Consider the following 20482-nt stretch of genomic DNA (forward strand, 5'->3'; position numbering starts at 1 on the left):
GTGCCAGGCCCCGAGGCGTGCAACCCCGTAGTCCCTATTGGCACGCCCGCGCGGGGGCGATAGGGTCCCTGCGCACCGAATGGTTCTGCGAAAGCTCATCTTTCCGCTGCTGACTGCCGCTGCGCTGTGGGGCTGCGATCGGCCTCCGTCGGGCACGCCGATGCGGGAGTGGAGCGCGGAGGACCACGACCACGGAGACGATCGCTCCAAGGTCCTGTCGGGCGGCTCGACGGGGCCCAAGCAAAAGGCCCCGAAAGACGGCGGCCTCGACCCCGCCATTGTCGAGCTGACGTGGCAGAAGCAGTGCGCCAACTGCCACGGTCGAGAAGGGCGCGGCGACGGCCCCCAAGGCCCGATGTTCAAGGCCCCGGACCTCACGCGCGAGGACTGGCAGGCGGGCACCACCGACGAAGCGATCATGCAAACCATCAGCGGCGGCAAAGGCGCGATGCCCAAGTTCGACCTCGCGCCCGAGGTATTGCGCGGCCTCGTCGCCCGAATCCGAGCAGGACGAACGACGAAGTGAACCCGGCCGCCGGGAGCCTGCCTCGGCTTCGGCGCCGCTGGCCAGCCCTTGTGCTGGTCTTGGCGGGCCTCGCGGCCTTTCACTTTTTTGGTCCCAAACTCCCGCGCGACCAGACGGTCCGCGTGCAGCTTGGCCCTGAGGCCGCTGCCCTGCGGGAGCTCGCCCTTCGCTACAACGAGCGCTCGCCCCTTACCGGTGAGCCGCTCCGTGAGGTATCGTACCGGTACCCGGCGGCTGAGGCGCCGCGCACCATTCGTCACACATTACGCATCCCCGACGGTGAATACCTCTTGGAGATCGAGCTCGTGACCCACCAAGGCAGGACGACCCTAAGTCGCCCGGTTCGGCTCTCCGGCGCGGACACCACCGTTGATGTCTCGACGGCCGTGCGTGAACTCGCGCTCACGCCAGACGGAGGTGCGCGGTGACGGAGCCGCGAACCACCTCGCTCGAAACTCGGGCGTCAGCGTTCTCGCCCACGGGCGCCGGCGACATCGTCCTCACGGTGCTCTCCGGCGCGTCGCGCGGCAAAGAGCGCCCCTTGGTCGGCACCGTTCGTGTCGGCAAGGCGCCGGAGAACGATCTCGTGCTCTCCGACGACACCGTCTCGCGGCAACACTGCGAGCTCACGCGAACGGCCGACGGCATCGTCGTGAAAGATCTCGGCTCGACGAACGGAACCAAGGTCAACGGGGCCCGCGTGCAACAGGCGACCTTCCCGCCGGGCACCGTCGTCAAAGTCGGCGAGGTCGAGATCTCGCTGCGCCCGGCGCCCCAGCGCATCGACGTGCTGCCCAGCGAGCGCACGTCGTTCGGCCCCGCCATCGGGCAGAGCCTCTCGATGCGGAGCGCCTTCGCGATCCTCGAGCGCATCGCAAAGACCGAGGCCACGGTGCTCATCGAAGGTGAGACGGGCACCGGCAAGGACGTGCTCGCGCGCGCCATCTACCAAGAGAGCGACCGAGCGCAAGGCTCGTTCGTGGTCGTCGATTGCGGCGCCGTCAGCTACTCGCTCATCGAGAGCGAGCTCTTCGGACACGAGCGCGGCGCGTTTACGGGCGCCGTCGCGACGCGACAAGGAGCCTTCGAGCTCGCCGATCGGGGAACGCTGTTCCTCGATGAGATCGGGGAGCTCCCGCTCGACGTGCAACCGAAGTTGCTACGCGTCCTCGAGACGAAGGAGTTTCGCCGCGTCGGCGGCAACAAGACGCTGCGCGCCGACACGCGCGTCATCGCCGCCACGAAGCGCGATCTCCAGCGAGAGGTCGCCGCCGGCAAGTTCCGCGAGGACCTCTACTTCCGCCTCGCCGTCGTGCCCATCACTGTGCCGCCGCTGCGGCTCCGGCGCGAAGACATCCCGCCGCTCATTCAGCACATCTTGAAGGCGGCGCACGGCGACGAGCTGGCGCTCGCCCCCGGGACGCTTCAAGCGCTCACGGCCCACGACTGGCCCGGCAACGTTCGCGAGCTGCGCAACGTGCTTGAGCGGGCCGTCTACATGGCCAAGGCCACGGGAAGCAAGGAGCTGAACGCCATCAGCTTCCCCGTCATGAGCGCCGGCAACTCAGCCGAGGACTTCTTTCAATTCGAGGCCGGCGAGAGCTACCGAGAGACGCGCGCTCATTTCGACGCCGAGTTTGAGCGTCGCTACGTGAAGTGGCTCCTCGGAAGGCACAGCGGCAACGTCAGCGCGGCGGCCCGTGAGGCGCGCATGGACCGCAAGCACTTGCACGACATGGCCAAGAAGCACGGCCTGCGCGGCGAAGGCGACTGAACGTCAGAAGCGGTAGCCGGAGGTGCCCAGTTCGCGCATGAGCGACGCTGCACGAGGCGGCTCTTTGGTCGTGAGCACCAAGTAGACGCCCACGCCGGTCAAGGCAGCGCCCACGACAAATCCCACGGTCGACGCGTGAGCGAGGCCCTGTGCCGCATCGTGCTTGTCGAGGCCCTCGGCGGAGCAGAATTTTCCCGAACAAAACGCGTCGGCGTCGTTGTTGCGACCCAGCGCCATGAGGCCGAAGGCGCCGCCGATGGCCAAGGACGCGAGGCCGACACCTCCCAGCACGTAGCCCGTTGTCCTCACGGAGGGCGTCGAAGGTTCGGACGGCGGCGGCGGCGGCGCCACAGGCGCTACGGTGACGTCGGACTCGAGCACGCGCTCCTTGAGTCGCGGCACGTCGAGACGGGAGACCTGTCCCTCGGCCGTCACGGTCACCTTGAGCACCACCGGCTCGCGATCGGGCGCCGACGCGCTGACGGTGTGTTCGCCCGCGTCCACGGGAAAGGGCGACCCGAGGACCGCAGGGCTCAGGGCCTTGCCGTCGAGCTCGATGACCATGCCCGGTGCCTGCGCCTCCGCGGAGATGACGATGCGCGAGAGGCGCGGCTCGAGGGCGCTGGCGCGATCCTTGGCGATCTTCTCGCGATCCGGCTGGTTTGTGCGCGTCGCCAAGGCTCGCGCCTCCGTGAACTCGATCCACGCGCTGGCGAGCTTGCCTTGTCGCTCGTGACACGTGGCCAGGTAGAGGAGGGTTCCGAGCTTCGGGTCGAGGCGCTGGCTCTCGGCGAACTTTTCGCAAGCGCGGGACCACTCCTGCGCATTGACGAGCTGGCGCGCATCCTGGAAGAGCGCCTCGGCAACGGCGCGATCGTTGGCCGTTGTTTGCGCGTGCACGCGGCCCGTCGCGAGGACGAGCGGCAACGCGAACGGCACGACGGCGAGAAGCGCCCGGCGCCTCACTGGACCAACCTCGCGATCTCGCCGGTGTCCCGCGTGAAGTAGACGCCGGTCGCGTCGACGGCGATGGAGCGGGCGCCGAGTTGGTCCGTCGCGAGCACCTCCACGGCGCCGCCGGCCTTGGCGACGCGGGCGACGGTCCCGCCGCCCGCCGTCGTGAAGTAGAGGTGTTCGCCGAAGAGCGCGAGTCCAGCGGGCCCGTCTTGCCCCGTGGCCAACGTCTCGGCGCTGGGTCCCGCATCGAGGTCCGTCACAACAGCGGTTCCAAGGACCCGATGCAACGTGACGGACGTTGCAAAGTACACGTGATTCGCGTCGGCCGTGATGGGTCCCAGGCCCTTGTAGCCGACGGCCACAGGCGCGACGGTTTGGGTGCCCTTGTCGAAGCGGACGACCTTCGCGAGCGGCGGATTCGTGAAGTAGACGGCGTCGGGCGCGACCGCGAGGGCGTCCGGCTGCCCACCCTGAAGGCCCGCCAGGGTGAGCACCGCGCCCCCCTCCTTCGAGACGCCAAAGAGCGCCTGGTAGGACGGGTGCGTCGTCCAATACACGAGCGTTCCGTCGACTCCGAAGCCGTTGATGCGATTCAGCGTGTCGGTGCATTGCGCCAAAGTCACCGTACCGGGACCCGACTTCGGGCGCTTGAGGATGCCCTTGGTGCAGCCGCCGTTGGTGTCGCTCGGCCAGAAGATCTGCGTCGCGTCGAGCGCCAGTCCGCGCGGTGACACGGCGGCGTCGGCGAGCTGATCGATGGGGCGTGGTCCAGTCGCCTTGTCGCGCGCCGCGATGGTGCCGTCGCCTTGGTTGGCCCAATACACGCGGTCGTTGTCGACGGCGATGCCGCGCGGCTGGTTCTGCCCCGCCGCCAGGACCTCGAGGACGAACGGGCCCGCTGGTGCGTCGGAGCCCGCATCCGTCGTGCTCGCCGCGTCGGGCGATGACGCGTCGACGCCGGCCGGCGAAGCGGGGAACAACTCGTAGTCGTTGGCGCCGAGGAGCACCTCGCACCCGAGTGCCGCGAGGGCGCCGAGGACGACAAGCGACTTCACGCCAGCGGGCCGCACGAAGTGCATTGTCGCCGGGTTCTCCTCGAATCACCAGCGTTGCCACCTTGCAGGCGTTCGCCGACGGCGCTGGTCAGCCTGTTGACCGGCGCCTTCACGCACGCCGCCGGACGAGCGCCCGTTCATCGACGGGCCGCGGACCGTCCGTCAGCCCCGAGCGCGAACGTCCTCGACCGCGACCTCGAGGGCCGCGAGGACTCCCCTTGCGTGTTCTAGAAACACGGTCCCCGCAGCCAAGCGCGTCACCCCGCGCGCTGTCCGCCGGAAGAGCGGCACGCCGATCTCGTCCTCGAGGGCGCGAATCTGTCGGCTAAGGGGAGGTTGCGAGACACGTAGGCGCTTGGCTGCGCGACTCACGTTCGACTCCTCGGCGACGGCCACGAAATATTCGAGCTGGGCGATGCTCATGGCCCAAGGTTACGACGACGGGCCGCGCCGCGCTTTGCTTGGTCGCACGAAAGCAGAGCGACCCCGCGGCGCGAGCCATATCAAAACGGTATTGGACGATGCGCGTCGAAACCGGAATGACCAAGTCATGCGCATCGAGCTTCTCTCGCCGAGGGAGCGCGACCTCTTGCGCGACGCCTGCCGCGCGGCGGCGGCGACGCTGGCGGTTGTCACGCGGCGCATCGTCGCTGGGGTCACGACGGGTGACATTGATCGTTGGGTGCGCGAAGACACACGCCGGCGCGGCGGACTGCCGAGCCAGCTCGGTTACAAGGGTTTCCCCGCCGCCGTGTGCACGAGCAAGAACGAGGTCGTCTGCCACGGCATCCCCAGCGCCAAGGACACGCTCAAGCGAGGCGACATCGTCAACGTGGACGTCACGACGATGCTCGCCGGATTTCACGGCGACACGTCGACGACTGTTGCCGTTGGCCCCGTCAGCAAGGAAGCCAACCACGTCCGCGATGTGGCACGGCGCTGCCGCGACGCGGGCATCGCGGAGGTCCGACCCGGCGCCAGGCTCGGAGACATCGGGGCGGCGATTGAAGCGCTCGCGGCCCGCGAGGGCTGCAGTGTAGTTCGCGAGTACGGCGGTCACGGCATCGGCCGGGCCATGCACGCGGAGCCGCATGTACCCCACTGGGGCCGCCGCGGCGAAGGCCTCCGCCTGCGCCCTGGAATGGCCATCACCATCGAACCGATGATCAACCTGGGAGGCCCCGCGGTGCGCCTCTTGGACGATGACTGGACCGTGGTGACGGCCGACGGCAGCCTCTCGGCCCAGTTCGAACATACCGTCTTCGTCACCGACGACGGCTGCGAGGTCATGACACGCACGCGCGACAACTCGTAGACAACCTCGCCGCCCACGACATGTTCGAGGTCACGCAGGCTCGACACGATTGCGCGTCAGAACAGGGCGCTCGCCGAGAGCCCAAAGATGTACGCGCGCGCGTCCGAGATCGGTGAGCCACCGAGCGTGTATTCGCGGTAGTCGAACTGGACGGCGTCGGCCGACGCCGCGAGCTTGAACCCGCTGAGGAGCCCGAGGATTCGCTTGGTCGGACTCACCGAATAAGTCGCCCTGAGCCCCACCAGGTAGCTCGCAAACGGGCTCACCTCGCGGTCACCCGTGAAGTACTGGCCCTTCGGCCCCAACGGCGCGTCGCCGCCCGTGTAGTCGTCGCTCCAGAAGAGCGCGCCTGTTTGGTTGTAATACCGGCCGCGCACAGCGAGACGGAAAGACTCGCCGAAATATCTCTCGAACTCCGCTTCGCCGGTGATGCTGCGAATGTCCCAGCTGTCGGTGTAACCGCGAGCGCCGACGCGGAACGCCCCGCGCAGGGGCCTCACGTAGAGGTTCGCGCGCGCAGCAACGGCGTGGCGTGCGCGATTTTCGGGATGATGCTCCTGCGCCTTCGTCCCCTGCCCCAGGATGACGCTCCGGTAGGGGTTGCTCTGGAAGCCGCTCAAGATCTGCGCCGAATAGACGATCTGCGTCAGAAAGATCGGCGTCCACGCCTGCGACCACGTGCCTTGCAAGCCGTCGATATCGAGACCGTGCTTCTTGCGGAGAGGGTCGGCGGTGAAGCACCCCTTCGAGTCCTCGAGGGCGCGAGCGCGCGGCGCCGTCGCGTTGACGCTCTGCACGCGATCGCACACCGAGTCGAGGTTTCGCGCGTAGGAGAGCTCGAGTTGCGTGTTGCGCTCGAAGAGCTCGGTCTTCGCTGCGACGTTGAAGGCGTGAGACCGGTAGTCGTTCTCGGTGCCGTAGAGGTAGCCGCCGGTGAGTGACACCTCCCGATTGCGCAAGGTGAAGCCGCCCTTGGCCACATTGCGAACATCCTTCACGCTCGCCGTCGTCACGACGTCGGCGGCCGCGTTGTTGGCCTGATACGCGGCACCGGCCTTGGTTGCCACGCTCGCGCCGGACACGACGTCGGCCTCCCAACCGGCGCGCACGTCGAGGAACTCCGCCGGCGTTACCTGGAGGTCCGCGCCGGGCGTGTAGACCATCATGCGGCTCCGCAGCGGGGCCTCGTAGTAGAGCGAGTGCGTCGTGTCGAAGCGGGCCGTCTGCGCGTGCGCCACCGGCTCACTGGCCGACAGGAAGGCCCCGGCGGCGGCGCCGAGCGCGGCGAAGAGTCGCCGGGCCCTAGAGAGGCGGCTCAGTTGCACCCGCAACCTCCGCCGGAAACGCCGGCGCCGCCGTACGAGCCCTCGCGGTTCTCGATGGCGTGCCGAAGTTGCGCAGCGGCTCGTGCGTCGCCTTCGAACTCCATGATCGGGTCCGCGAGAATGGACCGCTCTTGCGGCTTGACGGTCACGCAACCGGCGACGAACGGCGCCGCCAAGACGACCATCACGAACCAGAAGGCGCGCGACGTGAGGGCAATCGTAGGCATCAGAAGTAGACCCCCAGCCCGCCGGCGTACGTCTGCGCGTTGCGATTCTTGTCGGCGTCAAAGAGCGTGAAGTTCGACGCCTCGAGTCGGACGAGGATTCGGTTCCTGAGCGCGAAGAGCAGGCCCCCGCCGGCGCGCGCCAAGAGCAGGTCTTCGCGACGAAGGACGAACGAATCGCCGCTGGGAAATACGCTCAAGCGGCCTCCACCGAGCGCCACGAACGGACAAAGGATGAACGAGGGCGCCAAGTACACGGTCGCGCCTCCACCGTAGACGAGCTGCGGTCCGTCGGCCGTCAGCGCATCGCCAACGAAGCCATCGAGGCTGAGCGACTTGTGAAGAACGACTGACGGGCGCGCCTCCATGTAGCCGAAGGACTCGACCTTGCCTTCCACCGTTGGGCCGCGAAACACGCCGCCCACGATCGCGAGCCCGCCGTGCGCGCCTTCGAGCGGCGGCGGCGCGAAGAGCCCTGCGCGACGCGGCGCCTCGCCCTCGCTGGCCGCAAAGGGCTGCACCTCGTCGCCAAGCACGTAGGCCACGCGTCCATCGGGCAGGACGACCTTGAGCCAGAAGCCCGTTCCCGGCCGCCCTTCAAGGGCGAACGCCTCGCCACGCCGGGCCGAGTACACCGTGCGATAGGAGACGCCAGGCCCGGTACGCAGCTCGGCGCTGTCGACGATGACGCGAGCGAAGGCTTCTGGGTCCTCTGCGCGAGCCGGGCGAGCGACGAGCAGAACAACGGCGATCGCCAAGGCGAACGCGGCGCAGCGCAGCGCGACCGAGAGAGGGAGCGGCACGGCGACCCTCGTCATGGGCGTTGCGCCCACGTTCGGATGAGATCGACGACGCGATCGTCCTTCGAGAAGACCGCGCGAGGGTGGTTCGCCCCCGTGGGCCTTAGGTAAATCGGGGCCGTCAGGTAGTCGCGGCTCATGACGAGCGAAGCGGCCTGGAGGTTGCCGCGCGCCGAGCTGCCAGCGCCGAGCGCGGCGCGGGAGAGCGGTCGGTCGCCGCCGCCGCAGTCAACGGGCGCGTGGTCGATGAGCGCCATGCCGCTCACAGCGCCCGGATTGAAATGACAGCCGCCGCTGCGGTCGCCGGCGGCCGGATCGCCTGAGCCGCACTTCCGACCGAAAAGCAGCTCGGGCTCCACGTGGCAAAAGAAGAAGTCTTCGTTGAACGACTCCTCGGGAACGGAGAAGTTTTCGCCCGGCGCAACCGTGTTGCAGCCGGCGCCAAACACGATGAGCACGACGCAAAGGCCCGGGCCAAGGGCCCGCGAGGACGGCGCGCCTAGCGGGCGACGGTATGGTTTCGGAAACGATGACGCCGCCGGGTCCAACGGCGTGACGATATCGCAACCGGTCGGACGGAAACACCGTTTGGCGAAGTGCGTCCAGCTCGACTCGTCGACGCGGCCGGGCGGCCACGAGCGCTTTTGTGGGAGCCGCTCAACCACTTGAATATGTGCCTAAATATCAATTCGCAGTGGTCGGTATGCGGGGTGCATAAGGGCCCCCTGACCGCTTTCCCTTGATCAAAGGGCCCAGCTCCCGTTACAAAGTTGCCCCGTCAGCCGGTCACTGTCGTAGCTTATCTTACATGTGGGAGAGCTGTAGGCTCCCGAAAGCTCCCCCCCGGAGATCGACAACCGTATGAAGCTGACCCCCTGGTTCCTTGCTGCCCTTGCCCCCATTGCTGCCGTCGGCTGCTCTGGAGCGCTGCTAGGCCATTTGGTCGTGCTCGCGGTCACCATCGGCATCTTCGTCGGCACGCTGTCCTTAGGGCGCCACCTGGAGGGTCCCAAGCTCCCTCCCGGACAGGAAGCGGACTCGCGCGTCGGCTGACGGTTTTTTGGATCCTCGTCGGCCGATAGATCGGCTAGGTTGCCATCGCCGTCGCGGCTCACGGGCCGGACGTCATCAGGGCGCATAACTCAGCGGTAGAGTGCCACCTTCACACGGTGGAAGTCGTGGGTTCAAATCCCCCTGCGCCCACTGAGACTGAGCGGTCCCGCGCACCCCCAAGGCGGGACTGAGCGGGCGGGACTGAGATTCTTACGGCAGACCTTCCGCAGCGCCCGCCCGGGTCGGTAGGCAGGGCGCAGCGAGTCACGGTCGCGCGCGCACACCGAAGGTCGCGGCCGCGAACGCGCCAAGACCACGGCCCACGGCGCGGTGGGCCCCTTAGCGGCGTCGCTCCGTCAGTTGACGGTGAACTGCTGCACGACGCCGTTGAGCTCGTCTGCGAGGCGCACAAGGCTCGTCGTGGTGGCCGACGTACCTTCGATGTTCGTCGCGGTGCGTTGCGAGATTCCGGCGGCCGCGTCGACGTTTTGAACGACCTCGTTGGCGCTGGAGACCTGCTGCTGCGCCACCTTGTTGATGCTCGCGATGAGCTCGGCGGCTCGCTGAGAGAGCTCCGCGATCGCCTCGAGCGTCGCGCCGGCGGAGTAGGCGGCCTTCACTTGCCGCTCCACGCCGGCCGCCGTGTCGTCCATCGCGCGAACCGACTCCGTCGTCTGTTGCTGAATTGCTCCGACGAGGTCCGAGATCTCCTTCGCGGCCTCTGAGCTGCGCTCGGCGAGGCGGCGGACTTCTTCGGCGACGACCGCGAAGCCGCGACCTTGCTCACCGGCTCGCGCCGCTTCGATGGCCGCGTTGAGGGCCAAAAGGTCCGTCTGCCCGGCGATCTGCGTGATCGTGTCGACGATCTTCGAGATCTCTAGCGAACGGTCGCCGAGACCCTTGATCTGGTGCAGCGTCTTGACGACCGACGACCGCATCCCTTCCATGCCGTCGATGACCTGACGCACCTGCTCGCGTCCGGCCATCGCTCGCTCACGCGACGTATCGGCAGCTTGCGCCGTCTGCGACGCGCTGTCGGCCACTTCGTTGATGCGGACGGCCATCTGCTGAACCGCGCTCGTCGCTCGCGCGAGGTCTTGAACTTGGTTTCGCGAGCCCGCAGCGAGCGTCGACGACTCGGACTGGATGGCGCCGGCGGCTCCGTTCACGCGGCTCGCGCCGTCGCGGATCTTGCCGATGATCTGAGCGATGTTCTCGAACATCAGGTTCAAGGCGTCAGCCACGTTGCCGAGGACGTCCGCCGTCACGGGCACCTTCTTGCTGAAGTCACCGTCGGACGCCAAGGACACGGCCTCGAGCACCTGCTGCACGTTGCGCTGCAGCGAGACGCGCTCTTCGTCCGACTGAACGAGCCGGAGCACGTTGTCGAGCGTCTCGTTGATCTGCGTCGCCACGACGCCCATTTCATCGTCGGCGAAGACCTCGCAGCGAGCTCCGTATTCGCTCGACGCGACGCGCTGCATCGTCTCCACGATGTTCTGCAGAGGACGAACCACGAGCTGCCGCAGCGCGCCGATGAAGAGGATCGCGGCGCCGATGATCAAGAACGTCGCCGCCAAACCGACCGTCTTCAAGAAGCCCGAGAGGCCGGAGCTGACGGAGTTCACCGGGAGGCCGGCCACGTAGGTCCACTTGAGCGTTCGCAGCGGAATCGCGGCAGCCTGATAGTCGGTGCCAGCCGTCGTCCAGAGGCCCGACGTGGGCTCCTTCGATTGGGCGAGCTTGTGGAGCACCGGATCGTTCATCGCGTCGGGCACCTTGTTGTTGCCCCAGCGCTTGCTGTCCGCCATCTTCTGCTTCGCGTCCGCCGCGAGCTCGACGACCGGCTTCAGGTTAGCCTTCGGGTCGAGCGTCGAGGTGACCACGAGGCTGTCTTGGTCGACGAGCACGCCCTGCGCGCCAAGACCGACGCGGTCCTTGTCGCCTTGCACGAGCTTGATGACCTCTTCGAGACCGGAGCGTGAACGCAAGACCCCGATGACCTGGCCGCTCGAAGTCTTGATGGGCGTCGAGTGGAAGATGGCGGGATTGTTGGTCGTGGTTGAGATCGAGGCGCCGGTCGTGAAGTCCTTCCCGTCCATCGCGACCTTGAAATAGTCACGCTGCGGGATCACGGTGCCGACGGTCTTACCGTCGGTCGTGGCGACGAATTTCCCCGTCGAGTCCATGATGCCGACGTCTTGGATTTCCGGCGACGATCCGGCCAAGGACTTCATGAGTTCGTTGGCGATGTCGACGTCTTCCTTCTTGGCCTTGTCAAAGCCGGGCTCCAGAACGCGAGCGAAGACGCGCGCTGCGGCGAGCGAGCGAAGCTCGCGGAGGCGCGACTCGTTCCAGGTGTCGATGCCGTCGACGGTGCCCCGACCACCGGCGACGAGCGCCGTGGCGGCCTGGCCGCGAAGGGCCGTGGCAGCGGCGAAATAGCCTTGGGCGGTCAGCAGGATTCCGAGAATCGCCGCCGTGCCGATGGTGAGTCCGAGGAGCTGAAAGCCGAGCCCTTGCGTTCCGAAGCTAAGGGTCTTGTTGGTCGACGCCATCCGCGTGGTCCTTTCAAACGCTCGACAGTCTCAGACAGTGAATTGCTGGACGGCTCCGTTGAGCTCGTCTGCGAGGCGCACCAAGCTCTCGGTGGTCGACCGGGTCTGCTCGATGTTGACGGCGGCGCGGCGGGAGATTTCCGTGGCCGCGTCGACGCTCTGGACGACCTCGTCGGCGCTGGAGACCTGCTGCTGCGCCACCTTGTTGATGCTCGCGATGAGCTCGGCGGCGCGCTGCGAAAGCTCGGCGATCGCCTCGAGCGTCGCGCCGGCGGAGTAGGCGGCCTTCACTTGCCGCTCCACGCCGGCCGCCGTGTCGTCCATCGCGCGAACCGACTCCGTCGTCTGCTGCTGGATCGCTCCAACGAGGTCCGAGATCTCCTTCGCGGCCTCTGAGCTGCGCTCGGCGAGGCGGCGGACTTCTTCGGCGACGACCGCGAAGCCGCGACCTTGCTCGCCGGCTCGCGCTGCTTCGATGGCCGCGTTCAGAGCCAAGAGGTCCGTCTGGCCAGCGATCTGCGTGATCGTGTCGACGATCTTCGAGATCTCGAGCGAACGGTCGCCGAGACCCTTGATCTGGTGCAGCGTCTTGACGACCGACGACCGCATCCCTTCCATGCCGTCGATGACCTGACGCACCTGCTCGCGTCCGGCCATCGCTCGCTCACGTGACGTGTCGGCGGCTTGCGCCGTTTGAGCCGCGCTGTCAGCCACCTCGTTGATGCGGACCGCCATTTGCTGAACCGCGCTCGTCGCTCGCGCGAGGTCTTGAACCTGCTTCTGCGATTCGGCGGCGAGCGCCGACGAACCCGACTGGATCTCGCCAGCGGCTCCGTTCACGCGGCTCGCGCCGTCGCGGATCTTGCCGATGATCTGGGCGATGTTCTCGAACATCAGGTTCAAGGCGTCAGCCACGTTGCCGAGGACGTCGGCCGTGACGGGCACCTTCTTGCTGAAGTCGCCGTCGGAGGCCATGGAGACGACCTCGAGCACCTGCTGCACGTTGCGCTGCAGCGAGACGCGCTCTTCGTCCGACTGAACGAGCCGGAGCACGTTGTCGAGCGTCTCGTTGATCTGCGTCGCCACGACGCCCATTTCATCGTCCGCGAAGACCTCGCAACGAGCGCCGTAGTCGCTCGACGCGACGCGCTGCATCGTCTCGACGATGTTCTGCAGAGGACGAACCACGAGCTGGCGCAGCGCGCCGACAAACAGGATCGCCGCTCCGACGATCAAGAACGTCGCCGCCAAACCGACCGTCTTCAAGAATGAACTCAAGCCGGCGCTGACGGAGTTGACCGGGAGGCCGGCCACGTAGGTCCACTTGAGCGTGTGGAGCGGCGTCGCGGCAGCCTGATAGTCTGTGCCGCCGGCCGACCACATGCCGGACGTGGGCTCCTTCGATTGCGCGAGCTTCTGAAGCGCGGCGTCGTTCATCGACTCCGGGGGCTTGTTCGGGCCCCAGCGCTTGCCGTCGATCATCTTCTGCTTCAGGTCCGGCGGCAGGTCGACGACGGGCTTGAGCTGCGCCAGCGGGTCGAGCGACGAGGAGACGACGAGGGACTCCTGGTCGATGAGGATGCCCTGCGCGCCCTGCGCGACGCGGTTCTTGTCGGCTTGAACCAGCTTGGTGACGGCGTCGATGCTGGCGCGTGAGCGCAAGACGCCCAGGACCTGTCCGCTCGGCGACTTGATCGGCGTCGAGTGAAAGAGCGCAGCGGTCTTCGTGACGACGGAGATCGTCACGCCGCTGGTGAAGTCCTTCCCCTCCATCGCGGCCTTGAAATAGTCGCGCTGCGGGATGACCGTGCCGAGCGTCGGCGCGTCCGTGGCAAGGATGAACTTGCCGCCTTGGTCCATGATGCCGATGGACTCGATCTCGGGCGACGAACTCGCCACCGACTTCATGAGCTCTGAGGCGAGGTCGACGTCTTCCTTCTTCGCCTTGTCGATGCCCGCTTCGAGGATGCGGCCGAAGACGCGCGCCGAGGCGAGGGAGCGAAGGTCGCGTCCACGCGACTCGTTCCAACGATCGATGCCGTCGGCGGTGCCGCGACCGCCGGCCAGAAGCGCCGCGGCCGCTTGACCGCGGAGGGCCGTGGCCGCAGCGAAGTACCCCTGCGCGGTAAGGAGGATGCCGAGAATTGCGGCCGTGCCGATGGTCAAGCCAAGCAGCTGAAAGCCCAACCCTTGGGTACCGAAGCTGAGATTGTTCTTCGACGACGCCATCGTCACTCCTCCCCACCCGTCCCTTGCAGCTTCACTCGCGGCGCAGGGTCTCGAATTCGCCCAGGTCTGTCAATCCGTACAGTATCGACTCAGATATCCGAGTCGAGGGCCCGGTCTTTGGTTTCCGGCAGCAGGAGGCCACCGATGACCAGCGACATGAGCGCGACGCCGATCATCCAATAGAGGCCGGCGTAGATGTTTCCTGTCGACGCCGTGATGGATGTACCGATGAGAGGGGTAAAGCCGCCGAACCAGCCGTTACCGAAGTGGTACGGGACCGAAAGGCCCGTGTACCGAATTCTCGTTGGGAACAGCTCGCACAGGAAGGCGGCGATCGGGCCGTAGACCATGGTGACGAAGATCACCAAGACGAACAGCAAGAGGACCACCGTGACCTTCGAGATGTCTTCGGGCTTCGCGGCATCGGGATAACCCGCCGCGTTGAGGTTCTTCTTCCACTCGGCCGCCGTGAAGCCCTTCGAGTCGGCTCCCGCGACCTTCATGCCGAGGTCGTCGCCGGGTTCGGAGGTGAACGGAACACCGGCTTTCACCAGGAACTCGCGCGCTTTCTCGCACTTCGCCTCGCAGGCGGCAGGCTCAATGAGCGTGACCGGCGACGAGTCGATGGCTTTGGCGAGTTTGGGGTTCGCGGCAGACGTGAGCCCCTTGTAGATCGGAATGTAGGTGATGGCGGCGATCAGGAGCCCCAACATGATGATGGGCTTGCGGCCGATTCGGTCGGACAGGCTGCCGAAGACAACGAAGAATGGCGTCCCGGCGGCGAGCGCGATGATGAGCAGCGTGTAGGCCGTGCGGTAGTCGACCTTGAGCGTCGCCGTGAGGAAGTAGAGCGCGTAGAACTGGCCGCCGTACCAGATGACCGCCTGACCGGCCGTTGCGCCGAAGAGCGCCAAGAGCACCCACTTGCCGTAGCGCCACGAGAAGAGCGCCTCGCCGACGGGGCCCTTCGACTTCTGATCGTTGGCCATCAGATCGCGGAACATCGGCGTCTCGCGGAGCGAGAGGCGGAGGTAGACCGAGACGCCGAGAAGGACGAACGAGAGGAAGAACGGCTGGCGCCAGCCCCACATGCGGAACTCGGTCTCGCCGAGGTACACGCGGGTCCCCATGATGACGAGCAGCGAGAGCATGAGGCCGAGCGTGGCCGTGGTCTGGACGTAGCCCGTAAAGTAGCCCTTGCGATCCGGCGGCGCATACTCCGCGACGTACGAGACGGCGCCGCCGTACTCGCCACCGAGCGCAAGACCTTGGAGGAGGCGCATGCTCACGAGGAGCACGGGAGCGAGCGTGCCGACGTCCGAGTAGGTCGGCAAGAGGCCGATGGCGGCCGTCGAGACGCCCATGATCATGATGGTCAGGAGGAAGCTGTACTTCCTGCCGACGACGTCGCCGAGGCGACCGAAGAACACGGCGCCGACGGGACGAACGGCGAAGCCGGCGCCGAAGGTCGCGAGGCTCGCGAGAAACTGCGCGGTCTCGTTGCCGGCGGGAAAGAACAGGCCGCCGAAGAAGCTCGCGAGGCTGCCGTAGAGATAAAAGTCGTACCACTCGAAGAGCGTCCCTAGCGAAGACGCCAAGGTCACTTGCCGGAGCGTCGCTTCGTCGGTCGCTTTCGTCCGAGTCGTCGCGTTGGTCGTCATCCCTGCAACCGCAGCCATTTGGCCTCCTCGATTTCTTCTCGCTGGATCGTCGAAGTGTTCAACGACGAATCCGGCCGCTCGTTCGCCCGCAAGCAAGGTGGCTCGCAGGCGCTCCCCACCTCATGACAGCACGCGCACTCTATCCGCCTCCAAAGGCTCCGGAAAACTTCTTTTCCCGTGCCTCGTTCACATTGGTAGGTCTCTTGCTTACCTACCGACGCGGGTTGCGCTCGAGCTCAGCCGGGCGCGCAGCGGCAACTAACCGACGACGGCGCCGGCACCGCTCGCGCGCGCGTTGGCGATCGCGATGAGCTCACGCCAGAGCGCTTCCCGCCCCTCGTGGTTGATCGCGCTGTAGCCGATCACGGGGCGGTTCAGCTTGCGGCGCAGCGCGAGCATCAGGGGCTTGCGCTTCGAGAGCGGGACCTTGTCGAGCTTCGTGGCGCAGACGATCGAGGCGAGCGGCCGGTCGAGTGACGCCGCGAAATCGATGAGAGCCTGGTCGTCGGGTTCGAGCCCGCGGCGGACGTCGATCAGGAGCACGAGGCCGGCAAGTTCCGCCCGCGTCTTGAAGTACGTCTCGAGCATTTTTCCCCAGCTCGCGCGCTCCGTCTTCGACCGATCGGCGAAGCCATAGCCGGGAAGATCGGCGAAGACGAACGAGGGCCCCGACAAGAGCACCGCCTCGAAGAGGTTGACGGTGCGGGTGGCGCCCGGCGTCTTGCTCGTGCGGACCAGGCCGCGGCGCTGCATCAGACTGTTGAGGAGACTCGATTTCCCCACGTTGGAGCGCCCAGCGAAGGCGATCTCGAGCTTGCCCGTTGGCGGCAGATCGGTCCCCACGGCCCCCGCCGCTAGGAATCGGGCCGTCACGCGTACGTCGAGTTCGGTCGCCACGGCGTGAGTCTCGCACGTTCCGCGTGCGGCTCGTCAGTCCGTCGTAGGTTTCTTCGCAAGACGCCGCCGCACGCCCGAGGTGAGCGCGTCGAGCTCGCCGGAACGAAGGGCAGCGGCCAGCGCGAGGAAAATCGCCCCGAAAGCGCATAGGACGGCCGCGCCGCCGAACGCGGGACCGAGGCGCTCGATGGCGGGCAGCGCGAAGCGGACGGCCAAGACGGCGCCGCCCGCGGCGAGCAGCGTCTTTGCCGCCGACGGGACGATGCGCCCGAGAGCCATCGTGCCGTGGCGACGTCGCACGGCGACGAAGAGCAGGAGCATCTGGACAGCGCTCGACCCAGCCACCGCGGCGCTCACGCCGGCGTGCCCCATCGGGCCTTTGAGCGCGACGGCGAGCGCGACGAACACGACGAGATCGACGACGCTCACGACGACGGGAGCGCGCGTGTCGCCGCTCGCGTGAAGCACCGCGACCAGTTGGCGCACCAGCGCCACCGTCCACAACGCACCGCCCTGGTAGAGCAAGGCGCGCGCCGTCTCGCGGGTCGCGGTGGAATCGAATTCGCCGCGCTGAAAGAGCGCGCGGACGAGGGGTTCGCCCAGAAAGACCAAGAGGACGCTGGCGGGGAGCGCCACAAAGAGCGTCAAGCGGACGCCGTAGGCGAAGGCGGCGACGAGCTCTTCGCGCTTCCCTTCCGCCGCCAGCGCCGAGAGCGACGGCAGCGCGGCCGTCGAGAGCGCCATGACGAAGATCCCGAGCGGAAAGTCGCACAGCCGCATGGCCCAGCTGAAGTAGCTCTGCGCCCCCGGGCCCAGCTCTGACAAAAACCGCCGCGAGAGGACGAGGTCGACGTAGTAGACGCCGATGCCGAAGGTCATGGGCGTGATGCGTCGAAAGACTTCGCGAACCGACGGATCGGAGAAGTCGAGGCGAGGCCGAGCCCCGTAACCGGTCCGACGAAGCTCGGGCCATTGCGCAAGCACTTGCAGAAGTCCGCCGACGAGGGCGGCGATGGCCATCGCGTAGGAGCGGTCGAGGCCTGCGCGTTCGAGGGGCCCGGGGAGGAGGAACGCTCCCGCGAGGAACGCGACGTTCAAGAGCCCCGGCGCGAAAGAGGCCACGGCGAAGCGCCGCTGCGCGTGGAGCGCCGCCATCCCGAGGCCGCGGTGCCCATGAAGAAGATGTACGGGAAGACGAGCCGCGTGAGATTGACGGTGCGCTCGAAGTCGACGGGCCGCTCCCGCGCGCCGCCGGCGAAGAGCCCCGCCAAAGGCCCCGCGAGCAGCACACCGAGCACCGTCACGACGGCCAGCGCGAGCAGCGACACGCCGCGAAGCTTCGCGAAGAAACGCGCCGCGGGCTCTTGGCCTTCCGCGGCCAGCTTGCCGCTCAAGACCGGCACAACGGCGCTCGACACAGCCCCCTCACCGAGCAACTGCCGGAGGGCGTTCGGTATCGTGAAGGCGACGAAGAACGCGTCGGTTTCGTTTCGCGTGAACATGGCCGCCAACGCCATGTCGCGTCCCAAGCCAAGAATGCGTGAGGCGAGCGTCCCGGCGCCGACGATGCTCGCGCGCTTGATGAGCTTGCGCTCTTCGCTCGCGCTCACCCTTGCTTCTCGGCTTGTTTCTCTGGCGCATGGGCGCTGAGGGCCGCCGCACACTCGGCGCACCGGCACAGCGACCGAAGGTACTTGTACGAATAGATGCCCGAGGCGTGACCGTCGAACCACGTGAAGCGGAGCGCGTACGAACCGACCTTCTCGATGTCGTCGAGCTCGAGCGCGATGCCCTCGGCGGGCACGAACGAGATGGTGCCCGAGTGGCCCTGGCAGCCGGCGCACGGGCAATAGCCGCGCAACACTTCGTGCGGGTAGACGCCCTTGTGGCCGTCGCCCCAGTCGATCTCGGTCGTCTTCGCGCCCCGCGGGGAGCGGAGCCTCAAGGCCTTTTCGCGGCTGTCGCTCATGGTCGCCCGATCGGCATATAGCGCCTTTCGGTCAGCGAGCGAAAATCGCGCGATCGGCGGCGGCCGCGAGAGGCCGCGTGTCGGCCGCGATGGCCCCCACCTGGGTGACCGCCCGGGAACCGAGGCGGACGCCGAGCGAGACGGCGTGGCGAAGCGCGCGCGCGTCGCGGTAGCTCGCTGGCCCACGGGCCGCCAGAACGCGAATCACGCCCGCGAGAAAGGCGGCGCCAGCGCCCGTGGCGGCGACGCAACGTGCCGTGGGACCGCGCACGCGCGTGACCTCGACGGTGCCGACGAAGGCGCTCGCGTCGGCGGCCCCTCGCGTCACGAGGATCGTGGCTCCGGGAGCCCGCTCCGAGACCCACGCGAGCGCCCGCTTTTCGGAGCCCACGCGGAGCCCCTCGAGATCGTCGCTGGACGCTTTGATGAGCGCGCTGCCGCGGACAAGGCCCCCAACGGCGTCGCGAATCGCGGTAGCGCTTTCCCACAGATGGGCGCGAACGTTGAGGTCCACGACCAAGTTGGCGCCGGACTTCCGAGCCTCCCTCGCAAAGGTCCGGGTCGCTGCTCGGAGCTTGGGACGAACGAGGGTGCTCGAGCCGACGAGCGCAAACGCAGCCGTGGGCAAGGCCCGGGGGAGATTCGACACCTCGTAGGCCATGTCAGCGGTCGATGCCCGGTAGAAGAGAAACCGTGGTTGCCCGTCCTTCGTCCGCAAAACGAAGGCGATGCCCGTTCGCTCTCGGCGGAAAACGAGCCCGCCGCAGTCAACGGACTCCTGCGCGAGGCGCCCTCTTAGAGCTTCGCCAAAGGCGTCCCGGCCCACGGCGCCGAAGACGGCCGAACGCCCGCCCAGACGCGCGACGTGGACGCAGACATTGGCCGGCGCGCCGCCGACCTCTCGATGGAACACATCGGGGCCTACTTCAAAGATGTCCCAAAGGACCTCGCCAAAGGCCAGCAAATCCTTGCGCTGTTTCATGAAGCTCAGGACCTTCTCATGACTCGCTCATGATTCGATGCCTCCGTGGGCCGCCAGCGCCAGCTCGACGAGCCGAACCAAGTCCTCCGCGTCAACCGGCGAAAGCGGAAGGTCGTCGCCACGCAAGATCGCCATGGCGTTGCGGCGTAGCGCCGCGGGGATCACGACCCGCGCGCCCCCGCAGGCGCTGCACACGAGCCCTCCCTGGGCGACGTCGATGGCGGCGGGCCGACCGTCCGGGCACTTGCGTCCGCAGCGGACGCATTGCTCGAGCTCCAAGGCGAAGCCCGTGGAGACCAGCAGGCGCAGGCCGACGCGCGCGAGCTCGGTGCGCGGCGCCGCCCCCGCGTCGACCGAGGCGATGAGTCCCGTGAGGGCGTCGAAGGCGTCGCGTTCGGGGGTTCGGGGCGGGCACAAGGCGCGGGCCCACCGAAGGGCGACGCCGACCGCTTCGATGCCTTCCAGGTTCTGCTGAAGCGCCAAGCGGAGCTCGACGACCGACGCTTCCTTAAGCGTCAAGAGCTCCTTGCCGCGATCCTCAAGCTCAACGCGCAGCGTGTGGAGCGATTCCAGAGCGCCGCCGAAGCGCTTGGAGTTCTTTCGGGCGCCGCGCGCGACGGCCGACAGCTTGCCTGAGTCTTGCGTCAGGAAGGTGACGACCGCGTCGCTTTCGCCGAAGGGCGACGATCGAAGCAGGAGCGCCGCATCCTGGATGCGCCTCACCCGAACGTCGAGAAAGCGGTGGGGCCTGAGAGACCTTCCGTTGAGAGCGAGAGCTCCGCGGGAAGATCGTGGCCTCGCGGCTTGAGGACGAACGAGAGCGCGAGCGTAAAGAGAATGAGGAGCAGCACAAACGCGATGGCCACGCCAAAGCGTCGGCTCTTCTCGACACGAACGGGAGCCGCGACCGGTAGCGGCGTTACGACGGCCACCCGGCGACTCGCCGAATAGCGCGCGAGGATCTCTTCGGGCACGACGCCCACGGCGCGGGCGTAAGAGCGGAGGAAGCCGCGAACGAAGACCTCGCCGGGCATTTCGTCGAAGCGGTCTCCCTCGATGGACATCAGGGTTTGCACGGGAATGCGCGTGACGCGTGCCACCTCGGCCAGGCTCATTCGCTTGGCGGCGCGACGTTGCTTCAGAAATTCGCCGATCGA

22 protein-coding genes and 1 tRNA gene are annotated in these 20482 nt (G+C 67.3%); 6 read left to right on the top strand and 17 right to left on the bottom strand.

Annotation, left to right across the window (positions count from 1 at the left end):
• Positions 1-79: 79 nt before the first annotated feature.
• The 3 genes from IPG50_03200 to IPG50_03210 are packed head-to-tail and all read left to right on the top strand — an operon-like array spanning position 80 to position 2300.
• Complete coding sequence (locus tag IPG50_03200) at positions 80-526, top strand: cytochrome c (protein MBK6691200.1); 447 nt, start codon at positions 80-82, stop codon at positions 524-526.
• On the top strand, positions 523-954 hold the full coding sequence (locus tag IPG50_03205; protein MBK6691201.1) for a hypothetical protein: 432 nt from the start codon (positions 523-525) through the stop codon (positions 952-954). Before IPG50_03200 ends, IPG50_03205 begins: the two co-directional genes overlap by 4 nt.
• Positions 951-2300, top strand: coding sequence for a sigma 54-interacting transcriptional regulator (locus IPG50_03210; protein ID MBK6691202.1), 1350 nt, complete (start codon positions 951-953; stop codon positions 2298-2300). The genes IPG50_03205 and IPG50_03210 overlap by 4 nt, the downstream gene beginning before the upstream one ends.
• A 3-nt stretch (positions 2301-2303) precedes the next feature.
• Here IPG50_03210 and IPG50_03215 read toward each other — a convergent pair whose 3' ends face one another.
• The 3 genes from IPG50_03215 to IPG50_03225 all read right to left on the bottom strand — a co-directional run bounded on the left by IPG50_03215 (position 2304) and on the right by IPG50_03225 (position 4735).
• Complete coding sequence (locus IPG50_03215; GenBank protein MBK6691203.1) at positions 2304-3266, bottom strand: hypothetical protein; 963 nt, start codon at positions 3264-3266, stop codon at positions 2304-2306.
• The gene (locus tag IPG50_03220; GenBank protein ID MBK6691204.1) at positions 3263-4327 is read right to left on the bottom strand and encodes a hypothetical protein; all 1065 of its coding nucleotides are present in this window, start codon (positions 4325-4327) and stop codon (positions 3263-3265) included. The genes IPG50_03215 and IPG50_03220 overlap by 4 nt, the downstream gene beginning before the upstream one ends.
• A gap of 147 nt (positions 4328-4474) precedes the next feature.
• Positions 4475-4735, bottom strand: coding sequence for a LysR family transcriptional regulator (locus tag IPG50_03225; GenBank protein MBK6691205.1), 261 nt, complete (start codon positions 4733-4735; stop codon positions 4475-4477).
• 127 nt (positions 4736-4862) lie between these two features.
• On the opposite strand from IPG50_03225, the gene map reads away from it, so the two are divergent.
• Positions 4863-5627 (top strand): type I methionyl aminopeptidase, encoded by a 765-nt coding sequence (map, locus tag IPG50_03230; GenBank protein ID MBK6691206.1) that lies wholly within the window; start codon positions 4863-4865, stop codon positions 5625-5627.
• Positions 5628-5683: 56 nt separating this feature from the next.
• Here the strand turns inward: map and IPG50_03235 are convergent, their stop codons facing one another.
• Genes IPG50_03235 through IPG50_03250 form a run of 4 tightly spaced genes read right to left on the bottom strand, consistent with a single transcriptional unit; the run spans position 5684 to position 8434 of the window.
• The gene (locus tag IPG50_03235; GenBank protein ID MBK6691207.1) at positions 5684-6952 is read right to left on the bottom strand and encodes a DUF3570 domain-containing protein; all 1269 of its coding nucleotides are present in this window, start codon (positions 6950-6952) and stop codon (positions 5684-5686) included.
• Positions 6943-7137, bottom strand: coding sequence for a DUF4266 domain-containing protein (locus IPG50_03240; GenBank protein MBK6691208.1), 195 nt, complete (start codon positions 7135-7137; stop codon positions 6943-6945). The genes IPG50_03235 and IPG50_03240 overlap by 10 nt, the downstream gene beginning before the upstream one ends.
• A gap of 41 nt (positions 7138-7178) precedes the next feature.
• Positions 7179-7979, bottom strand: coding sequence for a hypothetical protein (locus IPG50_03245; protein MBK6691209.1), 801 nt, complete (start codon positions 7977-7979; stop codon positions 7179-7181).
• Between the two features lie 11 nt (positions 7980-7990).
• Positions 7991-8434 carry a hypothetical protein gene (locus IPG50_03250; protein MBK6691210.1) on the bottom strand — a complete coding sequence of 148 codons (444 nt, stop codon included), beginning with the start codon at positions 8432-8434 and terminating at the stop codon, positions 7991-7993.
• A gap of 403 nt (positions 8435-8837) precedes the next feature.
• Between IPG50_03250 and IPG50_03255 the strand changes: the two genes are divergently transcribed.
• Both IPG50_03255 and IPG50_03260 read left to right on the top strand, forming a co-directional pair.
• The gene (locus IPG50_03255) at positions 8838-9029 is read left to right on the top strand and encodes a hypothetical protein (GenBank protein ID MBK6691211.1); all 192 of its coding nucleotides are present in this window, start codon (positions 8838-8840) and stop codon (positions 9027-9029) included.
• A 78-nt stretch (positions 9030-9107) separates the two neighbouring features.
• Positions 9108-9179: transfer RNA gene (locus IPG50_03260), tRNA-Val, on the top strand.
• 206 nt (positions 9180-9385) lie between these two features.
• Here the strand turns inward: IPG50_03260 and IPG50_03265 are convergent.
• The 10 genes from IPG50_03265 to IPG50_03310 form a co-directional block, all read right to left on the bottom strand.
• A complete protein-coding gene (locus IPG50_03265; GenBank protein MBK6691212.1) occupies positions 9386-11587 on the bottom strand; it encodes a methyl-accepting chemotaxis protein in 2202 nt (733 codons plus the stop codon).
• Between the two features lie 30 nt (positions 11588-11617).
• Positions 11618-13816, bottom strand: coding sequence for a HAMP domain-containing protein (locus tag IPG50_03270; GenBank protein MBK6691213.1), 2199 nt, complete (start codon positions 13814-13816; stop codon positions 11618-11620).
• An 89-nt stretch (positions 13817-13905) separates the two neighbouring features.
• A complete protein-coding gene (locus IPG50_03275; protein ID MBK6691214.1) occupies positions 13906-15495 on the bottom strand; it encodes an MHS family MFS transporter in 1590 nt (529 codons plus the stop codon).
• A gap of 240 nt (positions 15496-15735) precedes the next feature.
• Positions 15736-16374, bottom strand: a complete 639-nt coding sequence (ysxC, locus tag IPG50_03280; GenBank protein ID MBK6691215.1) for a ribosome biogenesis GTP-binding protein YsxC — start codon at positions 16372-16374, stop codon at positions 15736-15738.
• 33 nt (positions 16375-16407) lie between these two features.
• Positions 16408-17529 carry an oligosaccharide flippase family protein gene (locus IPG50_03285; GenBank protein ID MBK6691216.1) on the bottom strand — a complete coding sequence of 374 codons (1122 nt, stop codon included), beginning with the start codon at positions 17527-17529 and terminating at the stop codon, positions 16408-16410.
• A complete protein-coding gene (locus IPG50_03290; GenBank protein MBK6691217.1) occupies positions 17469-17984 on the bottom strand; it encodes a hypothetical protein in 516 nt (171 codons plus the stop codon). Before IPG50_03290 ends, IPG50_03285 begins: the two co-directional genes overlap by 61 nt.
• Positions 17981-18343: a DUF971 domain-containing protein gene (locus tag IPG50_03295; protein MBK6691218.1), complete on the bottom strand. Its 363-nt coding sequence runs from the start codon at positions 18341-18343 to the stop codon at positions 17981-17983. The genes IPG50_03290 and IPG50_03295 overlap by 4 nt, the downstream gene beginning before the upstream one ends.
• A 31-nt stretch (positions 18344-18374) precedes the next feature.
• Entirely contained in the window at positions 18375-19325 is a 951-nt protein-coding gene (locus IPG50_03300) for a carbohydrate kinase (GenBank protein MBK6691219.1), read from the bottom strand.
• 27 nt (positions 19326-19352) lie between these two features.
• On the bottom strand, positions 19353-20048 hold the full coding sequence (gene recO / locus IPG50_03305; protein MBK6691220.1) for a DNA repair protein RecO: 696 nt from the start codon (positions 20046-20048) through the stop codon (positions 19353-19355).
• On the bottom strand, positions 20045-20440 hold the full coding sequence (locus tag IPG50_03310; protein ID MBK6691221.1) for a helix-turn-helix domain-containing protein: 396 nt from the start codon (positions 20438-20440) through the stop codon (positions 20045-20047). The genes recO and IPG50_03310 overlap by 4 nt, the downstream gene beginning before the upstream one ends.
• Positions 20441-20482 lie beyond the last annotated feature (42 nt).

The sequence above is a fragment of the Myxococcales bacterium genome (genome assembly GCA_016703425.1).
Taxonomy (GTDB): Bacteria; Myxococcota_A; Polyangia; order Polyangiales; family Polyangiaceae; genus JADJCA01.